The organism is Klebsiella pneumoniae subsp. pneumoniae HS11286 (genome assembly GCF_000240185.1).
Taxonomy (GTDB): domain Bacteria; phylum Pseudomonadota; class Gammaproteobacteria; order Enterobacterales; family Enterobacteriaceae; genus Klebsiella; species Klebsiella pneumoniae.
The window spans coordinates 308484-329781 of record NC_016845.1 but is presented as its reverse complement, the minus strand read 5'-3'; the positions used below and the strand labels follow the sequence as shown (position 1 = coordinate 329781).

General features: G+C 56.7%; 22 protein-coding genes. 7 read left to right on the top strand and 15 right to left on the bottom strand.

What is annotated here, in order from left to right; translation table 11 throughout:
• Positions 1-9 precede the first annotated feature (9 nt).
• Positions 10-240, top strand: a complete 231-nt coding sequence (locus tag KPHS_02900; protein YP_005224590.1) for a prepilin peptidase dependent protein C — start codon at positions 10-12, stop codon at positions 238-240.
• Between the two features lie 31 nt (positions 241-271).
• Here the strand turns inward: KPHS_02900 and KPHS_02890 are convergent, their stop codons facing one another.
• Complete coding sequence (locus tag KPHS_02890; protein YP_005224589.1) at positions 272-391, bottom strand: hypothetical protein; 120 nt, start codon at positions 389-391, stop codon at positions 272-274.
• 222 nt (positions 392-613) lie between these two features.
• Here KPHS_02890 and KPHS_02880 point away from each other — a divergent pair, with 222 nt between their 5' ends.
• Together KPHS_02880 and KPHS_02870 are read left to right on the top strand one after the other, a co-directional pair.
• Entirely contained in the window at positions 614-2374 is a 1761-nt protein-coding gene (locus tag KPHS_02880) for a putative hydrolase (protein ID YP_005224588.1), read from the top strand.
• Between the two features lie 33 nt (positions 2375-2407).
• Positions 2408-2776, top strand: coding sequence for a helix-turn-helix transcriptional regulator (locus tag KPHS_02870; RefSeq protein ID YP_005224587.1), 369 nt, complete (start codon positions 2408-2410; stop codon positions 2774-2776).
• 263 nt (positions 2777-3039) lie between these two features.
• Here the strand turns inward: KPHS_02870 and KPHS_02860 are convergent, their stop codons facing one another.
• Both KPHS_02860 and KPHS_02850 read right to left on the bottom strand, forming a co-directional pair.
• A complete protein-coding gene (locus KPHS_02860) occupies positions 3040-5298 on the bottom strand; it encodes an outer membrane ferric enterobactin receptor (protein ID YP_005224586.1) in 2259 nt (752 codons plus the stop codon).
• 160 nt (positions 5299-5458) lie between these two features.
• Positions 5459-5623, bottom strand: a complete 165-nt coding sequence (locus tag KPHS_02850; RefSeq protein ID YP_005224585.1) for a hypothetical protein — start codon at positions 5621-5623, stop codon at positions 5459-5461.
• Between the two features lie 261 nt (positions 5624-5884).
• On the opposite strand from KPHS_02850, the gene KPHS_02840 reads away from it, so the two are divergent.
• Complete coding sequence (locus tag KPHS_02840; protein YP_005224584.1) at positions 5885-7465, top strand: putative periplasmic binding protein of transport system; 1581 nt, start codon at positions 5885-5887, stop codon at positions 7463-7465.
• A gap of 124 nt (positions 7466-7589) precedes the next feature.
• Here KPHS_02840 and KPHS_02830 read toward each other — a convergent pair whose 3' ends face one another.
• Positions 7590-8114, bottom strand: a complete 525-nt coding sequence (locus tag KPHS_02830) for a single-strand DNA-binding protein (protein ID YP_005224583.1) — start codon at positions 8112-8114, stop codon at positions 7590-7592.
• Positions 8115-8365: 251 nt separating this feature from the next.
• On the opposite strand from KPHS_02830, the gene KPHS_02820 reads away from it, so the two are divergent.
• Positions 8366-11191 (top strand): excinuclease ABC subunit A, encoded by a 2826-nt coding sequence (locus KPHS_02820; protein YP_005224582.1) that lies wholly within the window; start codon positions 8366-8368, stop codon positions 11189-11191.
• Here KPHS_02820 and KPHS_02810 read toward each other — a convergent pair whose 3' ends face one another.
• The 6 genes from KPHS_02810 to KPHS_02760 all read right to left on the bottom strand — a co-directional run bounded on the left by KPHS_02810 (position 11192) and on the right by KPHS_02760 (position 16899).
• Positions 11192-11548 (bottom strand): MmcQ/YjbR family DNA-binding protein, encoded by a 357-nt coding sequence (locus KPHS_02810; RefSeq protein YP_005224581.1) that lies wholly within the window; start codon positions 11546-11548, stop codon positions 11192-11194.
• Between the two features lie 3 nt (positions 11549-11551).
• The gene (locus tag KPHS_02800) at positions 11552-11968 is read right to left on the bottom strand and encodes a YjbQ family protein (RefSeq protein YP_005224580.1); all 417 of its coding nucleotides are present in this window, start codon (positions 11966-11968) and stop codon (positions 11552-11554) included.
• 130 nt (positions 11969-12098) lie between these two features.
• Positions 12099-12812 carry an acid phosphatase/phosphotransferase gene (locus tag KPHS_02790; protein YP_005224579.1) on the bottom strand — a complete coding sequence of 238 codons (714 nt, stop codon included), beginning with the start codon at positions 12810-12812 and terminating at the stop codon, positions 12099-12101.
• A 190-nt stretch (positions 12813-13002) separates the two neighbouring features.
• The gene (locus KPHS_02780; RefSeq protein YP_005224578.1) at positions 13003-14196 is read right to left on the bottom strand and encodes an aromatic amino acid aminotransferase; all 1194 of its coding nucleotides are present in this window, start codon (positions 14194-14196) and stop codon (positions 13003-13005) included.
• Positions 14197-14372: 176 nt separating this feature from the next.
• Positions 14373-15452: an alanine racemase gene (locus tag KPHS_02770; RefSeq protein YP_005224577.1), complete on the bottom strand. Its 1080-nt coding sequence runs from the start codon at positions 15450-15452 to the stop codon at positions 14373-14375.
• Between the two features lie 31 nt (positions 15453-15483).
• Positions 15484-16899: a replicative DNA helicase gene (locus tag KPHS_02760; protein YP_005224576.1), complete on the bottom strand. Its 1416-nt coding sequence runs from the start codon at positions 16897-16899 to the stop codon at positions 15484-15486.
• Positions 16900-17068: 169 nt separating this feature from the next.
• Here KPHS_02760 and KPHS_02750 point away from each other — a divergent pair, with 169 nt between their 5' ends.
• Complete coding sequence (locus tag KPHS_02750; RefSeq protein YP_005224575.1) at positions 17069-18052, top strand: quinone oxidoreductase; 984 nt, start codon at positions 17069-17071, stop codon at positions 18050-18052.
• 182 nt (positions 18053-18234) lie between these two features.
• Here KPHS_02750 and KPHS_02740 read toward each other — a convergent pair whose 3' ends face one another.
• From KPHS_02740 to KPHS_02710, 4 genes are all read right to left on the bottom strand, one after another.
• Entirely contained in the window at positions 18235-18477 is a 243-nt protein-coding gene (locus KPHS_02740) for a phage shock protein G (protein YP_005224574.1), read from the bottom strand.
• A gap of 139 nt (positions 18478-18616) precedes the next feature.
• Positions 18617-19615, bottom strand: coding sequence for a tRNA-dihydrouridine synthase A (locus KPHS_02730; protein ID YP_005224573.1), 999 nt, complete (start codon positions 19613-19615; stop codon positions 18617-18619).
• A 100-nt stretch (positions 19616-19715) separates the two neighbouring features.
• Positions 19716-20204: a hemolysin gene (locus KPHS_02720; RefSeq protein YP_005224572.1), complete on the bottom strand. Its 489-nt coding sequence runs from the start codon at positions 20202-20204 to the stop codon at positions 19716-19718.
• 92 nt (positions 20205-20296) lie between these two features.
• Positions 20297-20455, bottom strand: a complete 159-nt coding sequence (locus tag KPHS_02710) for a hypothetical protein (protein YP_005224571.1) — start codon at positions 20453-20455, stop codon at positions 20297-20299.
• On the opposite strand from KPHS_02710, the gene KPHS_02700 reads away from it, so the two are divergent.
• Positions 20454-20969: a zinc uptake transcriptional repressor gene (locus KPHS_02700; protein YP_005224570.1), complete on the top strand. Its 516-nt coding sequence runs from the start codon at positions 20454-20456 to the stop codon at positions 20967-20969. The two genes, KPHS_02710 and KPHS_02700, sit on opposite strands and share 2 nt — an antisense overlap.
• 95 nt (positions 20970-21064) lie before the next feature.
• On the opposite strand, the gene KPHS_02690 is transcribed toward KPHS_02700, so the two are convergent.
• Positions 21065-21274 (bottom strand): putative stress-response protein, encoded by a 210-nt coding sequence (locus KPHS_02690; protein ID YP_005224569.1) that lies wholly within the window; start codon positions 21272-21274, stop codon positions 21065-21067.
• Between the last annotated feature and the right edge of the window lie 24 nt (positions 21275-21298).

Sequence of the window (21298 nt, the reverse complement as noted above, 5' to 3'; positions counted from 1 at the left end):
TACGAGATAATGAGCAATAGCAGTGTTCTGCTGGCGTTGAGCTTATTTGTTCAGGATGCATCTCTAAAATATGCGACAGAAAATAACCTGAGCGAGGCGCAGAATTACATGCAATTATGGCGACAAAATGGAGAAAAAATGGATATTAAAGCATCTTTAAAAATATATTTAATGATGGAACTTTTTCTGAAGCGCATTGTTCTAATGGCCAACACCAGTACTATATTTAGATTTTCCTGAACGTTTTATTAATAAAAAGCCCCCTTTCTTATTAATGGAAAGGGGGAAGGATCTCGTTAGGAATGATGCTCTCTGGGATCACCAGGAACAGGGAGAAAAATAACCTGCAACCCAGCAGATTTAATGAAGAGAAATTGAATAAATTATGCAATTGATATCACAACATTCTACCCCGAATTCACCGCCAGACGCCGTTGGCAAACATCTCCATATTTTCCTCAAAATAGCAGAATACAGTAGGGTCGCCTTATCAAGGCATCAAGGAAAGTCTATCGTTATCTACAATAGCCAAGCAGTGGCGCCTCGCCAGGGAAGGTGAGGCATAGGTTTCGCCATCCTGCCGCCTCCCATCATCAGCCACAGGGAACTGCGTATGACACGCTTACTCAAGACAATCTTGCCCATCATCCTCTGCGCCCTCTTCGGGTTATCGTTCGCTTCACCCACGCAGGCTGTCGCCAGTCTGCCGATCGTTCTTCCCGCGCTGACATGCGATGCGCTAAGCGCTACCGACTTCAGCGCGGCCGTTGGCGCAAAGGTCACTATCAATCACACTGAAATGCAGACCTCCGCGCAGGGAAGCTGGTGCAAGGTGAGCGCCACTATCGCCCCTGAGATTGGCGTGCAGATTGCCCTGCCGACTCAACGCTGGAGTCAACGTTTTTTGCAGGTCGGCTGTGGCGGACTGTGCGGGAGTATTAACCTGAGTCTGTCGAATGCCAGCGGCTGCCTGCCGGCAATGAACGGCGAGTTTGTGGTGGCAGCAACCGATATGGGGCACCATGGCAGTATGATGGATGCGTCATGGGCCGAAGATCCGCAAAAGCGCATCGATTTTGCCTGGCGCGCCAACCACCTGACCGCCGTGCTGGCCAAAGCGGTGATGCAGACGCTTTACCGCCAGCCGCCAAAGTATGCCTACTTTATGGGCTGCTCAGACGGCGGTCGCGAAGCATTGATGGAAGCGCAGCGCTTTCCGCAGGATTTTGACGGTATCAGCGCTGGCGCGCCAGCGGCCTTTTTCCAGTTTCAGAACTCCTTCTTCCACGGCTGGAATGTGGCCGCCAATCAGCGCCCGGACGGTACCGCTATCCTGCTGAAAAATCGCCTTCCTCTGATTCACCAGGCCGTGCTGGCTCACTGCCCGACGCTTTCCGGCGTGCAGGATGGTATCCTGCAAAATCCGTATGCCTGTCAGTTCTCTGAGTCATGGCTCCCCCGCTGTCCTGCCGATGCTCGGGACCGTTCTACCTGCCTGACGCAGGAAGAGATCGAGGTGGTGAAAAAGCTCTACCGCGGCGCTTACGACAGCCACGGCGCCCAGTTCGTCGCGGGCGGTCTGCCGCTGGGTTCCGAGCTACGCTGGCCGGTGCCCGAGACGCCGACCGGCCACTCAATGTCGGAAATGATGGTACTACCGGCTCTGCAATCCGTGCTCCTGCCAGGAGAAAAACAGAAGATCCAATCGATGCGGGATTTCCCGCTTAACCAGCAGAATTTTGACGCCGTCGCCCAACTGGCGCCGCTCTATAACGCGGCAAATACCAATCTTCATGCCTATCAACAGCGCGGCGGCAAGCTTATCCTCTGGCACGGTCTGGCCGATGACTCCGTCAGCCCGGCCTTTTCTATCGCCTATTATCGCGGCGTAGAAGCAGAAATGGGCCATGCCGCAACGGATACCTTCCTGCGGTTATTCCTGCTGCCTGGGGTAGCCCATTGCGGTAATGGCGAAGGTTACGATCAAATTGATCTCCTTACCCCGCTGATGCGCTGGACCGAGGAAGGCATCGCCCCGCAGGAGATCATGGCCGGCAAACGGGCAACAGCCGCTGCCGACCTGCCGCCGATGACAGAAAAACCAGATGCGCAAACGCAGTTTCACGGCGTGCAGAAAGTCAGTCAGCCTTACGCTGACGCCGCTCCAGCTGTTATCGCGACTCGTCCGGTGTATCCCTTCCCGGCCATTGCCCGTTATAACGGGCGCGGCGACGTGAATGACGGCGAAAATTATCATGCAGAGCAAACAACCGCCTTTGGTCATCTGCAGCTGGCAAAACCCGCCAGCGACTATATTGGCCCTGATAATCAAAAAAATTATCAGGTTCGCCACGGCACACTCACTGTTCAATAAACCCCAGGGCTCCTCATTGGGGAGCCCTGCGTTATGGGATTGGCCGCAATTATGCGTAGCAAAACGCTCCAGCAATCGGTATTAAGCGACCTGCTCTTGTGGATCGATAATAATCTGGATAAGAAACTGACCGTCGACGATCTGAGCGATATCTCTGGTTATTCCCCCTGGCATTTGTTTCGGCTCTTCCGTCATTATTTTGATCGTTCGCCAATGGAATATATCCGCCAGCAGCGCATGTCGCTGTGTTGCCGTTTATTACTGACAACGCCTGGTTACCGAATCGTCGATATTTGTATGATGGTCGGTTATGACGATCTCAGTGCGTTTAATCGTACCTTCAAAAAATATCATGCGCTCACGCCCACTCAGTATCGCTATCAGATCACGCGGCAAAAATAAGGAGGTCCCCCTCCTCCGCATCGCTGCGGTTGGGAATGGAAGGGGGACAGGGGATATTACAGAAGGGAAATAGCAGGATGCTATTATCGAACCCGGTCGGGATCAACGACCTTGCGCGACGGAAATCAGTATAAAAGGATATGTTGAGCTAATAATGTAGAGGGCGTGAAGATTTTGTCACGATTTATAACCGCCTCCTCCGCTCTCATCTGAAATAAAAAAACCGGGTCGCATTGCACCCGGTTTACTCCTCATCAGGATCATCAGAAATGAGTATTAACGCTCATAAAGAAGGTCCGCCCCGATTCGTTATAGGTCTCGGCACCCGCGCCATACAGATAAGCTCCCGTCGTCGCGTTGCCGGTCGTTTGCGCATTCCCTGCCCGGTAGTGGCGAATATCAAACAGGTTATCTATCCCGCTGGTGAAGCTCAGATTTTTGTTCACATCCCAGGTCGCACTGAGGCCGACAATGCTGTATGGGCTGACTTCGTTTAGTTCGCTGCCGCTGACCGCCTCGCTCTTATAATTGAAGCGTTTTGGTTTCTGTCGGCCATACCAGGTAAAGGTGCTCTGCAGGGAGAGATCTTCACGAACCTGCCAGCTTAGGGTCGAGTTCAAGGTAAACTGCGGGATCACTGACAGCCGGTCGCCTGTCGTCTTATTCTTGCTCTGCAGCATCCAGGTCAGGTTATTGCTCCAGTTAACCGCCTCCCCCACCGGCAGATTCAGCGTTCCTTCCAGGCCTTCCACTAACGCCTTTGGTACGTTTTCCCACTGATAGATATTGGTGGTGCCGTTGCTGGCGGTACCCACCGCCGCATACCCTGACTCAATCTTATTGTGATAGTCGTTACGGAACCAGGTGATCCCCGCCTGATAGCCATCATGCTTGTACTCAAGACCAATCTCTTTATTAACGCTGGTCTCCGCTTTCAGATCGCTATTCCCCATCAGATAGCAGGCGGAACTACTGGCATAACAGCCTTGACCGTTGCTGTAGAGAATATAGTTCGGGTTCAACTGGTAGAGGTTAGGCGCCTTGTAAGCACGGGCAATGCCCAGCTTCAGCGTCCAGTCGTCTGTCAGCTCTTGGGACAGGTTCAGTGAGGGACTCCAGTTATTGCCGACGATGCTGTGATGATCGAAGCGCAGAGCGGGTGTCAGCATGGTGCTGTCCGTTAGCGCCATATTATCTTCGGTAAACAGCGAGAAGATCTCGGCGCTGGAGTACGGGCTACGACCGGTAGCCGATACGCCATCGATAGTGCCGTAAGAGAGCGCCTGGGTTGTCGATACGCCATCTTTCATCCGCTGCTGATTCCATTCTGTCCCCAGCGTCAGATTCTGATCGACCCCCAGCGTAAACGGAATATTCACTTCACTATGTAGCAGGACATCGGCCAGATCGATATCTGAAAACTCGCTACTGGAGAAGATCCCTTCCGTACCGCCCGCCAGCCCTTCATCCATTCGCGAGTTACGGGTGTGTTCGTACTGGGCATAGCTGTTGCTGGTCACGCCATTATCCCAGCCGCCGGTCCATGTTACGCCGTAAGTTTGCCGGTAGAGACGGTTGGTCTCTTTCCCGTACATACTCTTCACCAGCGTACTGGTATTGGTGTTTTGAGTGTCGCCGGCATAGAGATTACCCTGGCGGCTGTAACCGGCCTCAAACTCCAGGGCCTGCATCGGGGCAAACTCCCAGCGCAGCTTACTGTGAATATCTTTGTTCACCACCCCTTCACGTCCGGCGGGATAAGAACCGGCGTAGGAACCGGTACGTTCCGCTTCATGCCCGGCGTTAATATCCTGTGCATCGGCCTGGGTTTTACTCAGATTACCCCAGAGATTGAAGCTGACACTGTCCGACAGCGGACCATTGAGGCTAAAGTTAGTACGTTTCGTCGCCCCTTCTTTACGGTGCTGCGGAGCATTCATATAGGTATTCCACGACCCGTGCCATTCTGGTGTGGTCGGTTTGGTCACGATGTTGACGACCCCGCCCATCGCGCCATTACCATAGCGCGCCGCCGCCGGGCCGCGGATCACATCGATATGATCGATCATCTCCGCTGGCACCCAACTGGTATCGCCGCGGGAGTCACGATCGCCGCGCCAGCCATACCGCACCGAGTTACGGCTGGTCACCGGTTTACCATCGACCAGCACCAGGGTATTCTCAGGCCCCATGCCACGGATATCAATTTGCCGGTTGTTGCCGCGCTGCCCGCTGGTAGAGTTGCCGGTCAGGTTTACCCCGGGCTGCGTACGAATTAACTCCGACACATCGCGGGCGGGGGGATGTTTGCGGATCTCTTCTGCGGTGATGGTCGACACGCCCGGCGCCTGCAGGTTCTGCCTGGCGGCGGTTATGACCATCGTCTCCTCGTGATTTTCGGCAGTGGCGGCGCTCTCGTCAGGCGTCGATTGTTCGGTCATGTTCTCTGCCGCCTGCAGCGGCACGCTACAGGCGAGCAGAGGAATGACGATCCCCAGCGGGAAGTGAGACGTGTATTTCATAGAATATGCCCTGTTTTCTGTTGCTGTCGGGCATAACGCCTTCCCCAATTGAAAAAACAATGGGATAAAATACTTGCCTCAGCGCGTCGCCAGATTTTGGCGCAGGTCAGCGCCTTCCCGGCATTAATGGGAATAAAAAAAAGCGTGAGGCATAATAAAATTAAGTGCCCTGTTTCATCATTAGAGAAAAAGCGCTGCGCGCTATTCTTTGATAGCGTAATCCAGACAGCGTGTCATTAGAGTAATGTGCCGTGTTACGGTAATAAAAATGAGATTCATTATCAAGATGATAATAATCAATATCGGAGAAAAATAAAATAAACACCAACAATCAAAAAGTTACAACAAAACAGATGGGGAGAAATAAAATAAAAACATCATCATTATTTTCTATTTATCATTAAAAACACACATTTTCGCCATATTATCTCCATAGTTAAATTAAAGATAAAAACACATTAATAGTAAGCGATAAAATGGGAGAAAACTATTTGTCGGCATTGTTATGTTTTTTACGCCCTTGTCGTTCCCAGCTAACGGCGGCCGTTCTGCTAAAATAATCACATCCCCTGCGGAGTATTCCTCCATGAACGCCTACTCGCTATCACGTCTGTTTATCGCCTGGCTCACCTGCCTCGCGACACTGTTATTCGCTCCTCTGCTGCCGGCAGTAGAGGCGGAAAAAGCGCCGCCGGCAGCAGCCGAAGACAACACGCTATCGATTCATATCGACGATATGCTACGGCCATGGAGAGGCGATTTGCCTGGCATGATCGACCGTCGTACCATTCGGGTATTAACCACCTACAGCAAGACCTTCTTTTTTATTGATAAAGGCACCCAGCGCGGGGCGACGCACGACATTTTTATCGCGCTGGAAAACGAGCTGAATAAACAGCTAGCGAAGGATAAAAAGCTCAAACAGCGCCACCTGAAGCTGCATATCGTTTTTGTGCCGGTCAGTCGGGACAATCTCTTTATCGCGCTTAATGAAGGTAAAGGCGATATTGCGGCTGCCAATCTGACTATCACGCCCTCGCGGGAAGCACAGGTCGATTTCGCCCAGCCGCTCTACAGCAACGTGAAAGAATTACTGATCTCCGGCCCGGCTTCACCGAAGGTCGACAGCCTGGAGCAACTCTCTGGTCAAACCGTCTTTGTTCGCCGCTCCTCCAGCTATTACGACAGCCTGCAAGCGCTGAACGCCCGATTTGCCGGTGAGTCGCGCCCACCGGTGATACTGGAGGCGGCGCCGGAAGCGCTGGAGGATGAAGATCTGCTGGAAATGCTCAACGCCGGGCTGATTCCGCTGATCGTCGTCGATCAGCATAAAGCGTTGTTCTGGAAACAGGTGTTTCCAAAAATTCAGGTCCATGACAATGTGGTGCTGCGCGACGGCGGCGACATTGCCTGGGCGGTACGCAAAGACAGCCCGCAGCTGCTGACGGTACTGAACAACTTCGTCAAAAAGAATCGTCAGGGCACCACGCTGGGCAATACTCTCCTGCTGCGTTACCTGAAAAATGCTAAATATGTCAAAAATGCCGCGGCGAGTAAGGAACGACGCAAATTCCTCGCGATGGTAGATGTCTTCCGCAAGTACGGCGATCGTTACGACGTCGACTGGCTGCTGATGGCGGCCCAGGGATACCAGGAGTCGCGGCTGAATCAGTCGGTACGGAGCCACGTCGGCGCCATCGGCGTTATGCAGGTGATGCCCAGCACTGGAAAAGAGCTGAAGGTGGGCGATATTAAACAGCTGGATCCCAATATCCATGCCGGCGTGAAATACATGCGCTGGATGATGGATCGGTACTATGCCGATGAGCCCATGACCCGGCTCGATAAAGCGCTGTTTACCTTTGCCTCCTATAACGCGGGTCCGGCGCGTATCGCCCGCCTGCGCACCATGACTAAACAGCGAGGATTTGACCCGAACGTCTGGTTCGGTAACGTCGAAAATATGGCGGCAGAAAAAATTGGCGCCGAGACGGTAACCTACGTCAGCAATATCTATAAGTATTACATCGCCTATCGGCTGATCGTCGATGACATGGCCCGCAAACAGAAAGCGACGGCCGTACCGCGGCAGGAGCCGGTAGCGCAGCCAGCCAAACCGCAGCCCAGCGTGGCGACAGCCGCCACCGCTCAGGTGCCCGTCATCTGAATCGCTCGTTACCGTAGGTCAAATTCCATCCTGAAATGACGGTGCAGGAATAACAAAGAAAAAGCCCCGGCGAAACCGGGGCTTTCTGCTTTCGACTGCGCAGACAGTGCGCCTAAGGCAAGCCTTAGAACGGGATGTCGTCGTCGAAGTCCATCGGCGGTTCGTTGGAAGGCGCTGCCGGGGCCTGCTGCTGCGGACGGGACTGCGCGCCGCCGCTGAACTGGTTGCCGCCCTGCGGCTGCTGCGGCTGACCCCAACCGCCCTGCTGCTGGCCGCCGCCTGCCGGTGCGCCGCCGCCCTGACGGCCGCCCAGCATCTGCATGGTGCCGCCCACGTTCACCACCACTTCGGTGGTGTATTTGTCCTGACCGGATTGATCGGTCCACTTGCGGGTACGCAGCTGGCCTTCAATGTACACCTGTGAGCCTTTACGCAGATACTCACCAGCGACTTCCGCCAGTTTGCCGAACAGCACAACGCGGTGCCACTCGGTCTGCTCTTTCATTTCGCCGGTCTGCTTGTCACGCCAGGATTCGGAAGTTGCCAGCGTGAAGTTGGCGACAGCGCCGCCACTTGGCATGTAGCGTACTTCCGGGTCCTGCCCCAGATTACCGACGAGAATCACCTTGTTTACGCCTCTGCTGGCCATGTTCGTGTCTCCTGAATACGTTTCTTAATAGTGTAAACGCGCGAGTGTACCATTTCCACGTAGCATTTTAATAGCTGCGAGGCTGATTCCAGAGATAGTACCCGGCTACGACATTGTTGCACACTCGACCCGAATTTGCATTCCGATACTGTATATTCATTCAGGTTAAATTGTGTCATAATTAGCCGTTTCTGCCGTTTGTCCTTCAAGCAAACCAGGCAATCCGTGTATCTACCTACCGGGAAAGGTGAATGGATAAGATCGAAGTTCGGGGCGCCCGCACCCATAATCTCAAAAACATCAACCTCGTTATCCCGCGCGACAAACTCATTGTCGTCACCGGGCTTTCCGGGTCTGGCAAATCTTCACTCGCTTTCGACACCCTGTATGCCGAAGGCCAGCGTCGCTACGTCGAATCGCTCTCCGCCTATGCGCGACAGTTCCTGTCGCTGATGGAGAAGCCGGACGTCGACCATATCGAAGGGCTGTCGCCGGCGATTTCCATCGAACAGAAATCAACCTCTCACAACCCCCGCTCGACGGTGGGTACTATTACCGAAATTCACGACTATCTGCGTCTGCTGTACGCCCGCGTCGGCGAACCGCGCTGTCCGGATCACGACGTGCCGCTGGCGGCGCAAACCGTCAGTCAGATGGTCGATAATGTCCTCGCCCAGCCGGAAGGCCTGCGCCTGATGCTGCTGGCGCCCATTATTAAAGAGCGCAAAGGCGAGCACACTAAAACCCTGGAAAACCTCGCCAGTCAGGGCTACATCCGCGCGCGGATCGACGGTGAGGTCTGCGATCTGTCGGATCCGCCGAAGCTGGAGCTGCAGAAGAAGCACACCATTGAGGTAGTCATCGACCGCTTCAAGGTGCGCGACGATCTGGCGCAGCGCCTGGCCGAGTCGTTTGAAACCGCGCTGGAGCTCTCCGGCGGGACCGCCATTGTGGCTAATATGGATGATGAGAAAGCGGAAGAACTGCTGTTTTCCGCCAACTTCGCCTGCCCGATCTGCGGCTACAGCATGCGCGAGCTGGAGCCGCGTCTGTTCTCCTTTAACAACCCGGCGGGCGCCTGCCCGACCTGCGACGGCCTCGGCGTGCAGCAATATTTCGATCCCGATCGCGTGGTGCAAAATCCCGAGCTGTCGCTGGCGGGCGGCGCCATCCGCGGCTGGGATCGGCGTAACTTCTACTACTTCCAGATGTTGAAGTCGCTGGCGGAGCACTATAAATTCGACGTCGAAGCGCCATGGGGCACCCTCAGCGCCAACGTGCAGAAAGTGGTGCTGTACGGTTCAGGTAAAGAAAGTATTGAATTCAAATACATGAATGACCGCGGGGATACCTCGGTGCGCCGCCATCCGTTCGAAGGCGTGCTGCATAACATGGAGCGCCGTTACAAAGAGACGGAATCCAGCGCGGTGCGCGAAGAGCTGGCGAAGTTCATCAGCAACCGTCCGTGCGCCAGCTGCGACGGCACGCGTCTGCGTCGCGAGGCGCGCCACGTGTTTGTGGAAAACACCCCGCTGCCGACCATTTCCGATATGAGCATCGGCCATGCGATGGATTTCTTCAACAATCTGAAGCTCTCCGGACAGCGGGCGAAAATCGCCGAAAAAGTGCTGAAAGAGATTGGCGATCGTCTGAAATTCCTCGTCAACGTCGGCCTCAACTACCTGACGCTCTCCCGCTCGGCGGAAACGCTCTCCGGCGGCGAAGCCCAGCGTATCCGTCTGGCAAGCCAGATTGGCGCCGGGCTGGTTGGCGTGATGTACGTGCTGGATGAACCCTCTATCGGCCTGCACCAGCGCGATAACGAACGCCTGCTCGGCACCCTGATCCACCTGCGTAATTTAGGCAACACGGTGATCGTCGTTGAGCACGACGAAGACGCCATTCGCGCCGCCGACCATGTGATCGATATCGGTCCCGGCGCTGGCGTTCACGGCGGCCAGGTAGTAGCGGAAGGGCCGTTGGAGGCCATTATGGCGGTCCCGGAATCCCTGACCGGCCAGTTCATGAGCGGTAAACGCAAAATTGAAGTGCCGAAGCAGCGCGTGCCCGCCAACCCGGAGAAAGTCCTCAAGCTGACCGGCGCGCGCGGCAACAACCTGAAGGATGTAACGCTCACCCTGCCAGTGGGCCTGTTTACCTGCATCACCGGCGTCTCCGGCTCGGGTAAATCCACGCTGATCAACGATACCCTGTTCCCGATTGCCCAGCGCCAGCTCAACGGCGCGACCATCGCCGAACCAGCGCCGTATCGCGATATCCAGGGGCTGGAACATTTCGATAAAGTGATCGATATCGACCAGAGCCCGATCGGCCGGACGCCGCGCTCCAACCCGGCAACCTATACCGGGGTGTTTACCCCGGTGCGCGAGCTGTTCGCCGGCGTACCGGAGTCTCGCTCACGCGGCTATACGCCGGGGCGCTTTAGCTTTAACGTTCGCGGTGGGCGCTGCGAAGCCTGCCAGGGCGATGGAGTGATCAAGGTCGAAATGCACTTCCTGCCGGATATCTACGTGCCGTGCGACCAGTGCAAAGGCAAACGCTATAACCGCGAAACGCTGGAGATTAAGTACAAGGGTAAGACCATCCACGAAGTGCTGGATATGACCATTGAAGAGGCGCGTGAATTCTTTGATGCCGTACCGGCGCTGGCGCGTAAGCTGCAAACCCTGATGGACGTCGGCCTGACCTATATCCGCCTTGGCCAGTCGGCGACGACCCTGTCCGGCGGCGAGGCGCAGCGCGTGAAGCTGGCGCGCGAGTTGTCCAAGCGCGGTACCGGCCAGACGCTGTATATCCTCGATGAGCCGACCACCGGTCTGCACTTCGCCGATATCCAGCAGTTGCTGGAAGTCCTGCACCAGCTGCGCGATCAGGGCAATACCATCGTGGTGATTGAACACAACCTCGATGTGATTAAAACTGCCGACTGGATTGTCGATCTCGGCCCGGAAGGCGGCAGCGGCGGCGGCGAAATCCTGGTCTCCGGTACGCCGGAAACCGTCGCCGAGTGCGAAGCCTCGCACACCGCGCGCTTCCTCAAGCCCATGCTGAAATAATTAGCGGGTAAGCTGCTGCCGGACCGGCTCCGGCAGCATTTTCACCGCCTGCTGATAAGACGCATCGACCAGGTAGTAGATTTGCGAATCCGGCAGCGAGCCATCCAGATAGACGGTGCTCCAGTGCGCTTTATTGAGATGCTGGCTGGGCCGGACATCGCGATGCTGCTGACGCAGCAGCTCAGCCAGCTCCGGACTCGCCTTCAGCGCGACCGCCGGCCGCTGGTCCTCAACCTCCTTCACCATGGCAAACAGCACATCTGAGACCTTAATCTGCGTGGCTTTCCAGTCGCTGTGGACGCTCTGCTCTGCTCCCGGTTTCGCCATGCAGTACTGTAATAACTCCGAAATTGTCATCTTTTATTCCCCCATGAGCGTCGCAACGATGCGCCGCGAACCGCCGTGTATCCGATGCTCCCCCAGCCAGATGCCCTGCCAGGTTCCCAGCCTGACGCGCCCGTCCTCGACCGGCAGCATTAGCGACACGCCAAGCATCGATGATTTGATGTGCGACGGCATATCGTCAGGGCCTTCATAGTCATGTTCATACGGCGCATTGTCCGGTACGGCGTTGAGAAAATACTGCTCCATGTCATAGCGGACGGTGGGATCGCAGTTTTCGTTGAGCGTCAGGGAAGCGGAAGTATGCTGGAGCAGGAGGTGCAGCAGGCCAACCTTCACCCCGGACAGCCCGCGGATCTGGCCAAGGATTTCGTCGGTGACCAGATGAAAACCGCGGGATTTTGGCCCAAGCGTCAGGGTTTGCTGATACCACATCATTGACTCCTTTTGCGAATGAATCCTTCTAAGTGTGCAGCAATACGTGAAAAGGTAAAACCTTCCACCCCTGATTTTGCATAAAAAAACGGCAGCGCCGTCGCTGCCGTTTATCGCGTTCAGGCGGTCATCAATATTCGGAATTGACGATTACTTCCTCGCCCAGCGCGCCAGCCATCGGCAACGGCTTATAGGAGGAGTTGGCGGCCCGCAGCACGCGGATGCCACGGGCGCCCGCTTCGCGGGCGGCGGTGATATCATTATCCGAATCGCCGTAGAAAACCTTTATCTGCTTCGCCTGCAGCCACTGGGTCTTGGTGTTTTGGCCAGGCTTATCGCCAGCGAAAATCACCGGATTCATATTGGCGGCCGGGATGAGAAAATCATCCTGCAGGGTTTTAGAAACGGTTTCGGTTTTGGTCTGGCTGCGGCCGGTGACGAACCAGATGCTGTCCCCGCGCTTCACATGCATCGCAATCAGCTGGCGCGCCACCTCTTTCGGCATGCTGAATTCATCCCAGCCATTGTTCATTTTTTCCCAGAACTGTGGGTTTTTCAGGTAATCCTCGCTGCCGGGAGAGAAGGTTTTTTGCCCGCGCCAGAAACCCGGACTGGAGAAGAGGACGGTGTCATCGATATCAAAACCGACGGCCATCGGCGGCCGCCCCAGCAGGCTGTTCTCAATTTGCGCCACCGAAACCCAGTGGATCGGCGCCTGCTCGGCCAGCTGGGCCACGTTGGTGCCAACCCACAGCGGCTGCGGCGTGGAGGCGCGCGCCACAACGGCGCTGTTCAGCGTGAACAGGAGAGAAGCCGCCGCAAGGGCGAGAGTAAGTTTGCGCATATTTATCCCTAAATCTATCAATCATTATTGTTTTCAATAATGTGCATGCTTATCAACGTCCCGACCTTACCCGCCGGCGGCATGGATGAAAAGCCTTTTTCGCGCAGATGTCATAGAAAAAGAGGATGATCACATCCGAGGGGGTTGCCCCTGCCCGTTGACCGGCAGAGACAACCTGCTGGAGAGCGGCTTACATTACCGCGGCAAAAGCTTTCGCTACCTGCTGAACATTACGTGAGTTTAACCCCGCCACGCACATGCGTCCGCTGGCAATCAGGTAGACGCCAAACTCGTCGCGCAGACGATCCACCTGCGCCGCGCTAAATCCGGTATAGCTGAACATCCCGCGCTGCTTGAGCAGGTAATCCACTTTGCTACCCGGGGCAACCTGCTGCAGCGCGTCGACCAGCGCCTGGCGCATGGTCAGGATGTGCGCGCGCATGGCGTCCACTTCCGCCTGCCAGGTGGCTTTCAGAGCTGCATCGTTCAGCACCGTCGCCACCACCTGCGCGCCAAAGCTTGGCGGGCTGGAGTAGTTGCGGCGCACGGTGGCCTTCAGCTGACCCAGCACGCGGCCCGCGGTTTCGCTGTCTTCACAGACCACGGACAGACCGCCGACGCGCTCCCCGTACAGCGAGAAAATTTTGGAGAACGAGTTGCTGACCAGCATCGGCATCCCGGCGCTGGCGATGGCGCGAATGGCGTAGGCATCCTCTTCCAGCCCCCCGCCAAAGCCCTGGTAGGCGATGTCGAGGAAGGGGATCAGCTGACGCGCTTTCAATACCTCAACCACGCGGTCCCACTGGGCTGGCGTCAGGTCGGCGCCGGTCGGGTTGTGGCAGCAAGGGTGCAGCAGCACAATATCGCGGGCCGGCAGCGTTTGCAGCGTCGCCAGCAGGTCCTCAAAGCGCACGCCGTTGGTGGCTTTATCAAACCAGGGGTAAGTACTTACTTCGAAGCCAGCCCCTTCAAAAATGGCGATGTGGTTTTCCCAGGTCGGATCGCTGACCCAGACATGAGACTCAGGAAAGTAACGTTTGAGGAAGTCGGCCCCGACCTTCAGCGCGCCCGAACCGCCGACCGTCTGAATAGAGGCAATGCGATTTTGCTTAAGCGCGGTATGCTCTGCGCCAAACAGCAGCGGCGCAATCGCCTGACGGTAGCCGCTCAACCCTTCCATTGGCAGATACAGCGAGGCGCCATGCGGCTCGGCGTTCAGGCGTGCTTCCGCTTCCGCCACCGCCTGCAGCTGCGGGATAATGCCGTCATCGTTGTAGTACAGCCCGATACTCAGGTTGACTTTGTCGCTTCGCGGGTCTTCTTTGAAGCGTTCCATCAGAGAAAGAATAGGGTCGCCGGCGTAGGCGTCAACTTTTTGAAACACGCGATGTATCTCCAGGTTTACATGGGGCAGGTTCTTACACAATAAACCGGATATGACGGCAGGTCGAGAGGATGTTGAGGGGAAAGTGACCGCGCAGCGGTATAAACCGCTTTTTTGAGCGCCGCAGGCCTGGTGCGTACCGGATCAGCCTCTGTACTATCCGGTACGCCAGAGGCTTAGTCGAGGTATTTCATGGCGACGCGGGAGGTCAGTCGCGTAATAAGTTCGTAAGCACTCACTTTCGTTATCTCGGCGATGCGCTCTACCGGGAGCCCCTCTCCCCACAGCACTACCGCGTCGCCGGCCTTATCCTGGGCCTGCGGTCCGAGGTCAACGCAGATCATATCCATCGCCACCCGGCCGACAATCGGCACTTCCCGGCCATTGACCAGTACCGGCGTGCCCGACGGTGCCGCACGCGGATAACCGTCGCCATAGCCCATCGCCACCACGCCGAGACGGGTATCGCGTTCGCTGATCCAGGTGCCGCCGTACCCGACGGGCTCCCCTGCTTTATGCTCGCGCACCGCAATCAGGCTGGACGTCAGGGTCATCACCGGCTGGCAGCCGAAATCTTTCCCGGTGGAGCGATCGTCCAGCGGCGACACGCCATACAGGATAATTCCGGGGCGCACCCAGTCGTAATGCGATTGCGGCCACAGCAGAATGCCGCCCGAGGCGGCGATAGAGCGCAAGCCCGGCTTGCCTTCGGTAAAGGTGGTGAAGATGTCCAGCTGGCGTTCGGTGGCGCCGCAGGTCGGCTCATCGGCGCGCGCGAAGTGGCTCACCACGTTCACCGGCTGGCGGACGTTTTTACACTGGCTCAGACGCTGATAAAACGCCTCGGCTTCCTCCGGGCGCACCCCTAAGCGATGCATGCCGGTATCCAGCTTCATCCACACGGTCACCGGCTCGGGGAGATCGGCTTGCTCCAGCGCCGCCAGCTGTTCGGGGCTATGCACCGCCGTATGCAGGCGCTGGGCGGCGATCACCGCCAGGTCTTCCGCAGCAAAAAAGCCTTCCAGCAGGAGGATCGGCTGGGCGATGCCCCCCGCTCGCAGGCGCAGCGCCTCTTCCAGCCGGGCGACGCCAAAGGCGTCGGCGTCGGTCAGCGTTCGCGCGGTCTCGAGAAGACCGTGTCCGTAGGCGTTCGCTTTCACTACCGCAACCAGTTTGCTGGCGGGCGCCAGTTCACGCAGACGTTGCAGGTTGTGTCGCAGAGCGCGGCGGTTGATAACTACAGTTGCCGCTTGCATTTGAATTCCTTAATAAAAGAAGGCGGAAGGATTACTCATCATCATACTGAGGACCGGCATAATTATCGAAACGCGACCACTGGCCGTTAAAGGTCAGTCGCACGGTGCCGATCGGACCGTTACGTTGTTTACCAATGATAATTTCCGCGATGCCTTTAAGATCGCTGTTCTCGTGATAGACCTCATCACGGTAAATGAACATGATTAAGTCGGCATCCTGTTCGATAGAGCCGGACTCACGCAGGTCGGAGTTGACCGGGCGCTTATCGGCGCGCTGCTCCAGCGAGCGGTTAAGCTGCGACAGCGCCACCACCGGCACCTGCAGCTCTTTCGCCAGCGCCTTCAGCGAGCGGGAGATTTCGGCAATCTCAAGGGTACGGTTGTCGGAGAGCGACGGCACGCGCATCAGCTGCAGGTAGTCGATCATAATCAGTCCGATGCCGCCGTGCTCGCGGGCGATACGCCGCGCGCGGGAGCGCACCTCCGTCGGCGTCAGGCCGGAGGAGTCATCGATATAGATATTGCGCTTTTCCAGCAGGATGCCCATGGTGCCGGAGATCCGCGCCCAGTCTTCGTCGTCCAGTTGACCGGTACGAATGCGGGTCTGATCGACGCGCGACAGCGAGGCCAGAGAACGCATCATGATCTGTTCCGAGGGCATCTCGAGACTGAAGATTAATACCGGTTTGTCCTGCAGCATCGCCGCGTTTTCCACGAGGTTCATCGCGAAGGTCGTTTTACCCATCGATGGACGGGCGGCGACGATAATCAGATCCGACGGCTGCAGGCCGGCGGTCTTTTTGTTGAGGTCGTCGTAGCCGGTATTGACCCCGGTGACGCCGTCATGGGGCTGCTGGAACAGCTGTTCGATACGGGCGACAGTGGCATCGAGGACATCGGCGATGTTCTTCGGCCCTTCGTCTTTGTTGGCCCGGCTTTCGGCGATTTTGAAAACCCGGGATTCGGCGAGGTCGAGCAGATCTTCGCTGGTTCGCCCCTGTGGGTCGAAGCCGGCTTCGGCGATCTCGTTGGCCACCGAAATCATTTCGCGCACCACCGCGCGTTCGCGCACGATGTCGGCATAGGCGCTGATGTTAGCCGCGCTGGGCGTGTTTTTGGACAGTTCGGCCAGATAGGCGAAGCCGCCCACGCTGTCCAGCTGCCCCTGACGCTCCAGCGACTCGGCGAGCGTAATCAGGTCAATCGGGCTGCCGGACTCCTGCAGGCGCGCCATCTCGGTAAAAATATGACGGTGCGGACGGGTATAAAAGTCGTCGGCAACGACGCGTTCGGCGACGTCGTCCCAGCGCTCGTTATCCAGCATTAAACCGCCCAACACCGACTGCTCCGCTTCAATCGAGTGCGGCGGGACTTTCAGCCCGGCGAGCTGCGGATCGCGTTCGCGGGTTTCTGTCTGTGGTTTGTTGAAGGGTTTATTTCCTGCCATAGCCTAACATTTCACCGATCCGGAAAAGAGCGTGACAGTATAGCGAGAAAGCCATTGCCGCTAAAGAACCCATTAAGCGTGGCAGGCCTGAGGCGGGTAAGAAAATCCGTCGCCGCCGGCGCAGGCTGTTAAGCTTACTGAATAATCTCGGAACAACACAGGAGCGAACATGGCAACACGCATCGAATTTTCGAAACACGGGGGACCGGAGGTGCTTCAGGCGGTTGAGTTCACGCCACGCGATCCCGCAGAACATGAGATTCAGGTCGAAAACAAAGCCATCGGCATCAACTATATCGACACCTATGTTCGCAGCGGCCTCTATCCGCCGCCGTCGCTGCCGAGCGGCCTGGGCACCGAGGCGGCCGGCATCGTCAGTAAAGTTGGCCATGGGGTCACGCATATTAAGGTAGGCGATCGGGTGGTGTACGCCCAGTCGGCGCTCGGCGCCTACAGCACGGTACACAATGTGCTGGCCGACAAAGCGGCGGTCCTGCCGGACGCTATCTCTTTCGAACAGGCCGCCGCGTCGTTCCTCAAAGGATTAACGGTCTGGTATCTACTGCGCAAAACCTATGAAATTAAGCCTGATGAGATGTTCCTGTTTCACGCGGCCGCTGGCGGCGTGGGGCTGATAGCCTGTCAGTGGGCGAAAGCGCTGGGGGCGAAACTTATCGGTACCGTCGGCAGCGCGCAGAAAGCGCAGCGCGCCAAAGAGGCGGGCGCCTGGCAGGTGATTAACTATCGCGAGGAGTCTATCGTGGAGCGGCTCAAGGCGCTCACCGACGGTAAGAAAGTGGCCGTCGTCTACGACTCGGTGGGGAAAGATACCTGGGAGGCCTCTCTGGACTGCCTGCAGCGCCGCGGCCTGATGGTCAGCTTTGGTAACTCCTCCGGTCCGGTGACCGGCGTTAATCTGGGGATCCTGAATCAAAAAGGCTCCCTGTACGTCACTCGCCCATCGCTGCAGGGCTATATCACCAACCGGGAAGAACTGGAGGAAGCCTGCAGTGAATTGTTTTCGCTGATCGCCAGCGGGGTGATTAAAGTGGACGTGGCTGAAAGTCAGATCTATCCGCTGAGCGAAGCGCGGCGGGCGCATGAAGTTCTGGAGAGCCGGGTGACGCAGGGTTCGAGTTTGCTGCTGCCATAAGTTGGCAGAAGGGGCAAAAGTTTAGGGCTTCCAGCTGGGAAGCCCTTACTTTTTTTAAGTTCGGCTGTATGTAGGGTACAGCGCGATGAATTCGTTAACGCGCTAATAGTGACAGATTTGCGCAGCAATGCCTACGCGGTTGTCTGCAAAATTGTTCAGGTTGTGACGCACCCCTCAATACCTTAGTAACGCCAACGGTTATTGTCGCGAAAAGCATTTCCGTTCGGGGATTTCAGCGCCCGAATAACCCACACCACCGCCACCGCCAGCAGCAGCCACGGCAGTAATTTGATCATCAAGGCGAACAACCCGCCGACGAACATCAGCGCCGTCGCCACCACGATTGCCGCGATAATCCCCAGCAGCGATACGCCGGTGACCAGCAGCATGACAAAAAATCCAATGACAAATAGCAGTTCCAGCATGGTTCTCTCCCCAAAGAATGAATACTTCACTCTGCAGGTATTACAAAAAGCATGCCAACCATAAGCTTTTGACTTTAAAACAAAACGCCCCGCGACGGTGCGCGAGGCGTGGTCAATTTCACCAGGTTTTGGTCAGAAATTAACGTTTATCTGCCACCAGCTTCAGGGCATGCTCCAGCACTGCAATATCGGCGCCGGCTTTATGCGCATTTTCGCTCAGGTAGCGACGCCACTGGCGAGCGCCGGGGATCCCCTGAAACAGCCCCAGCATATGGCGGGTAATATGGCCCAGATAGGTGCCCTTGCTGAGCTCGCGCTCAATATAGGGGTACATGGCTCGCACCACCGCTACCGGATCGGCATCCGCGCCGGCGACGCCGAAAATTTCGCGGTCGACCGAGGCCAGAATGCCCGGGTTCTGATAGGCCTCACGCCCGACCATCACCCCATCCATATGCTCAAGCTGTACTCTGGCTTCGTCCAGCGATTTGATGCCGCCGTTGATCGCCATCGTCAGATGGGGGAAATCGCGCTTCAGCTGCCAGACGCGGGGGTAATCCAGCGGCGGGATCTCGCGGTTCTCTTTTGGACTCAGGCCGGAGAGCCAGGCTTTGCGGGCGTGAATAATAAACATCTCACACTCGCCCTTGCCGGAGACCGTCTCAATGAAGTCGCACAGAAACTCATAGCTATCCTGGTCGTCAATGCCGATACGGGTTTTCACCGTGACCGGAATCGACACCACATCGCGCATCGCCTTGATGCAGTCGGCCACCAGTGGCGCATTGCCCATCAGGCAAGCGCCAAACATCCCGTTCTGCACGCGGTCGGAGGGGCAGCCGACGTTGAGGTTGATCTCATCATAGCCGCGCGCCTCGGCCAGCTTCGCGCACTGCGCCAGGGCCTGGGGATCGCTGCCGCCGAGCTGTAGAGCAACCGGGTGCTCTTCTTCGCTATAGGCCAGATAGTCCCCTTTGCCGTGAATAATCGCCCCGGTGGTCACCATTTCGGTATACAGCAGCGTATGCCGCGACAGCAGCCGCAGGAAGTAGCGGCAGTGTCGGTCGGTCCAGTCGAGCATCGGCGCGATGGAGAAGCGGTGAGCAGGGAAAACAGGTGACGTTGATTCAGGCATCATGGCGAATAAATAAGCATCCGGGTAAAAAGGGGCGCTACTATAGCATAAAGATACACCACAGGCGCATAGTGCGCCGCGCTTCGCCCCTCACCTGAAATGATTACTTTTTCCGCGGCTTGCCGTCGTGTGGACCGAAGAACTGCGGCGGATGGTCAACCCAACGATCCTGGCGCGTCGCGGCATAGCCGGGATTGAGCGGGTAATAAATGCGGTTGTACTTCTTGTTGGCCTCGCCCACCACCAGCAGACGAACTTCCTGCTCGGTGTTATTGAGAAAGGTGTGGCAGATGCCGGTACCAGCGGGAAAACCCACGCTGTCGCCGGGCTCCAGCTTCCAGAGATAGCCGTTTATCCACACTTCCGGATAGCCCTCCAGCACGTAGATGAACTCTTCCTCATCGCTCTCCGCGTGTGGATAAGAGGTGCGCCGCCCGGGCGGCAGCCGCTCGTGGTGGATCCCCAGCCGGTTGAGACGTAAACCTCGCCCCAGCGGCGCGCCGATTGAAAAACGCTCCGGGCTGTCGGGATAAGTAGCATCGTCGGGCCCTTCCAGTTCGCGCCAGTGGCGAATGCAATCAGGTCGTTTCATCGTTTTCTCCCGAAAATGAGACACTTCAGATATAGCATACCCAGGGTCGGGCGTGTTGTGATTAAATCGGACATGGTGGTTTTAGCGAGCGGCTAAGGCGTAGTCTGCTCGAGAATAAGCGGCCAGCGCTCGGGACGGGCGCCGGTGCCGACAACCTGAAGTATGACCCGTATCACCTGCCGGCTCTCGGTGTTTTCTGAGGAACGTGATAAAGTAACAGATTCAAATTCACGCAATCCGAGGATGCTCATGGATAAGACCCCTTCGCAAGAGATGTTAGCGCATGCTGAAAAGCTTTGCGCACAGCGCGGCGTACGCCTGACTCCACAGCGTCTGGAAGTGTTGCGCCTGATGAGCCTGCAGCAAGGGGCAATCAGCGCCTACGATCTGCTGGACTTGCTACGTGAAAAAGAGCCGCAGGCGAAGCCGCCGACGGTTTACCGTGCGCTGGAGTTTTTACTCGAGCAGGGTTTTGTCCATAAGGTAGAGTCAACCAATAGCTATGTGCTGTGCCATCTGTTCGACCAGCCGACCCATAGCTCGGCCATGTTTATCTGCGACCGCTGCGGCGTGGTAAAAGAAGAAGCGGCGGAAGGGGTGGAAGATATCATGCATACGCTGGCGGCCCGCATGGGGTTTGCCCTGCGCCACAATGTGATAGAAGCTCACGGGCTTTGCGCGGGCTGCGTGGAAGTCGAAGCCTGCAGCACCCCGGGACACTGCCAGCACGATCATACTATTCAGCTCAAAAAGAAAGCCCGCTGAGCGGCTGCCGCAGCGGGAAAAAGGGTTAACGGCGCGTCCGTGCGCCATTCAGACAGGCACTAACACAAATGCTTCATTCTTCGGATCAAGGAACGCTACCAGCGATAGTCGTTCTTATGCTCCCAGTCTGAGACTTCTTTCTCAGCCTGATCTTTCTCATAGCCGTAACGCTCCTGAATTTTGCCGACCAGCTGGTCGCGCTTCCCTTCGATTACGGTCATATCATCATCGGTAAGTTTGCCCCACTGTTCCTTGGCTTTACCTTTAAACTGTTTCCAGTTACCGCCGATTTCGTCTTTATTCATAATAACGTCCTCATCATTCGGTGG

Bases quoted from the DNA above. Each gene is read 5' to 3' on its own strand.
- KPHS_02900 (YP_005224590.1), top strand. From the start codon at position 10: ATGAGCAATAGCAGTGTTCTGCTGGCGTTGAGCTTATTTGTTCAGGAT.
- KPHS_02880 (YP_005224588.1), top strand. From the start codon at position 614: ATGACACGCTTACTCAAGACAATCTTGCCCATCATCCTCTGCGCCCTC.
- KPHS_02870 (YP_005224587.1), top strand. From the start codon at position 2,408: ATGGGATTGGCCGCAATTATGCGTAGCAAAACGCTCCAGCAATCGGTA.
- KPHS_02860 (YP_005224586.1), bottom strand. From the start codon at position 5,298: ATGAAATACACGTCTCACTTCCCGCTGGGGATCGTCATTCCTCTGCTC.
- KPHS_02840 (YP_005224584.1), top strand. From the start codon at position 5,885: ATGAACGCCTACTCGCTATCACGTCTGTTTATCGCCTGGCTCACCTGC.
- KPHS_02830 (YP_005224583.1), bottom strand. From the start codon at position 8,114: ATGGCCAGCAGAGGCGTAAACAAGGTGATTCTCGTCGGTAATCTGGGG.
- KPHS_02820 (YP_005224582.1), top strand. From the start codon at position 8,366: ATGGATAAGATCGAAGTTCGGGGCGCCCGCACCCATAATCTCAAAAAC.
- KPHS_02810 (YP_005224581.1), bottom strand. From the start codon at position 11,548: ATGACAATTTCGGAGTTATTACAGTACTGCATGGCGAAACCGGGAGCA.
- KPHS_02800 (YP_005224580.1), bottom strand. From the start codon at position 11,968: ATGTGGTATCAGCAAACCCTGACGCTTGGGCCAAAATCCCGCGGTTTT.
- KPHS_02790 (YP_005224579.1), bottom strand. From the start codon at position 12,812: ATGCGCAAACTTACTCTCGCCCTTGCGGCGGCTTCTCTCCTGTTCACG.
- KPHS_02770 (YP_005224577.1), bottom strand. From the start codon at position 15,452: ATGCAAGCGGCAACTGTAGTTATCAACCGCCGCGCTCTGCGACACAAC.
- KPHS_02760 (YP_005224576.1), bottom strand. From the start codon at position 16,899: ATGGCAGGAAATAAACCCTTCAACAAACCACAGACAGAAACCCGCGAA.
- KPHS_02750 (YP_005224575.1), top strand. From the start codon at position 17,069: ATGGCAACACGCATCGAATTTTCGAAACACGGGGGACCGGAGGTGCTT.
- KPHS_02740 (YP_005224574.1), bottom strand. From the start codon at position 18,477: ATGCTGGAACTGCTATTTGTCATTGGATTTTTTGTCATGCTGCTGGTC.
- KPHS_02730 (YP_005224573.1), bottom strand. From the start codon at position 19,615: ATGATGCCTGAATCAACGTCACCTGTTTTCCCTGCTCACCGCTTCTCC.
- KPHS_02720 (YP_005224572.1), bottom strand. From the start codon at position 20,204: ATGAAACGACCTGATTGCATTCGCCACTGGCGCGAACTGGAAGGGCCC.
- KPHS_02700 (YP_005224570.1), top strand. From the start codon at position 20,454: ATGGATAAGACCCCTTCGCAAGAGATGTTAGCGCATGCTGAAAAGCTT.
- KPHS_02710 (YP_005224571.1), bottom strand. From the start codon at position 20,455: ATGAGCATCCTCGGATTGCGTGAATTTGAATCTGTTACTTTATCACGT.
- KPHS_02690 (YP_005224569.1), bottom strand. From the start codon at position 21,274: ATGAATAAAGACGAAATCGGCGGTAACTGGAAACAGTTTAAAGGTAAA.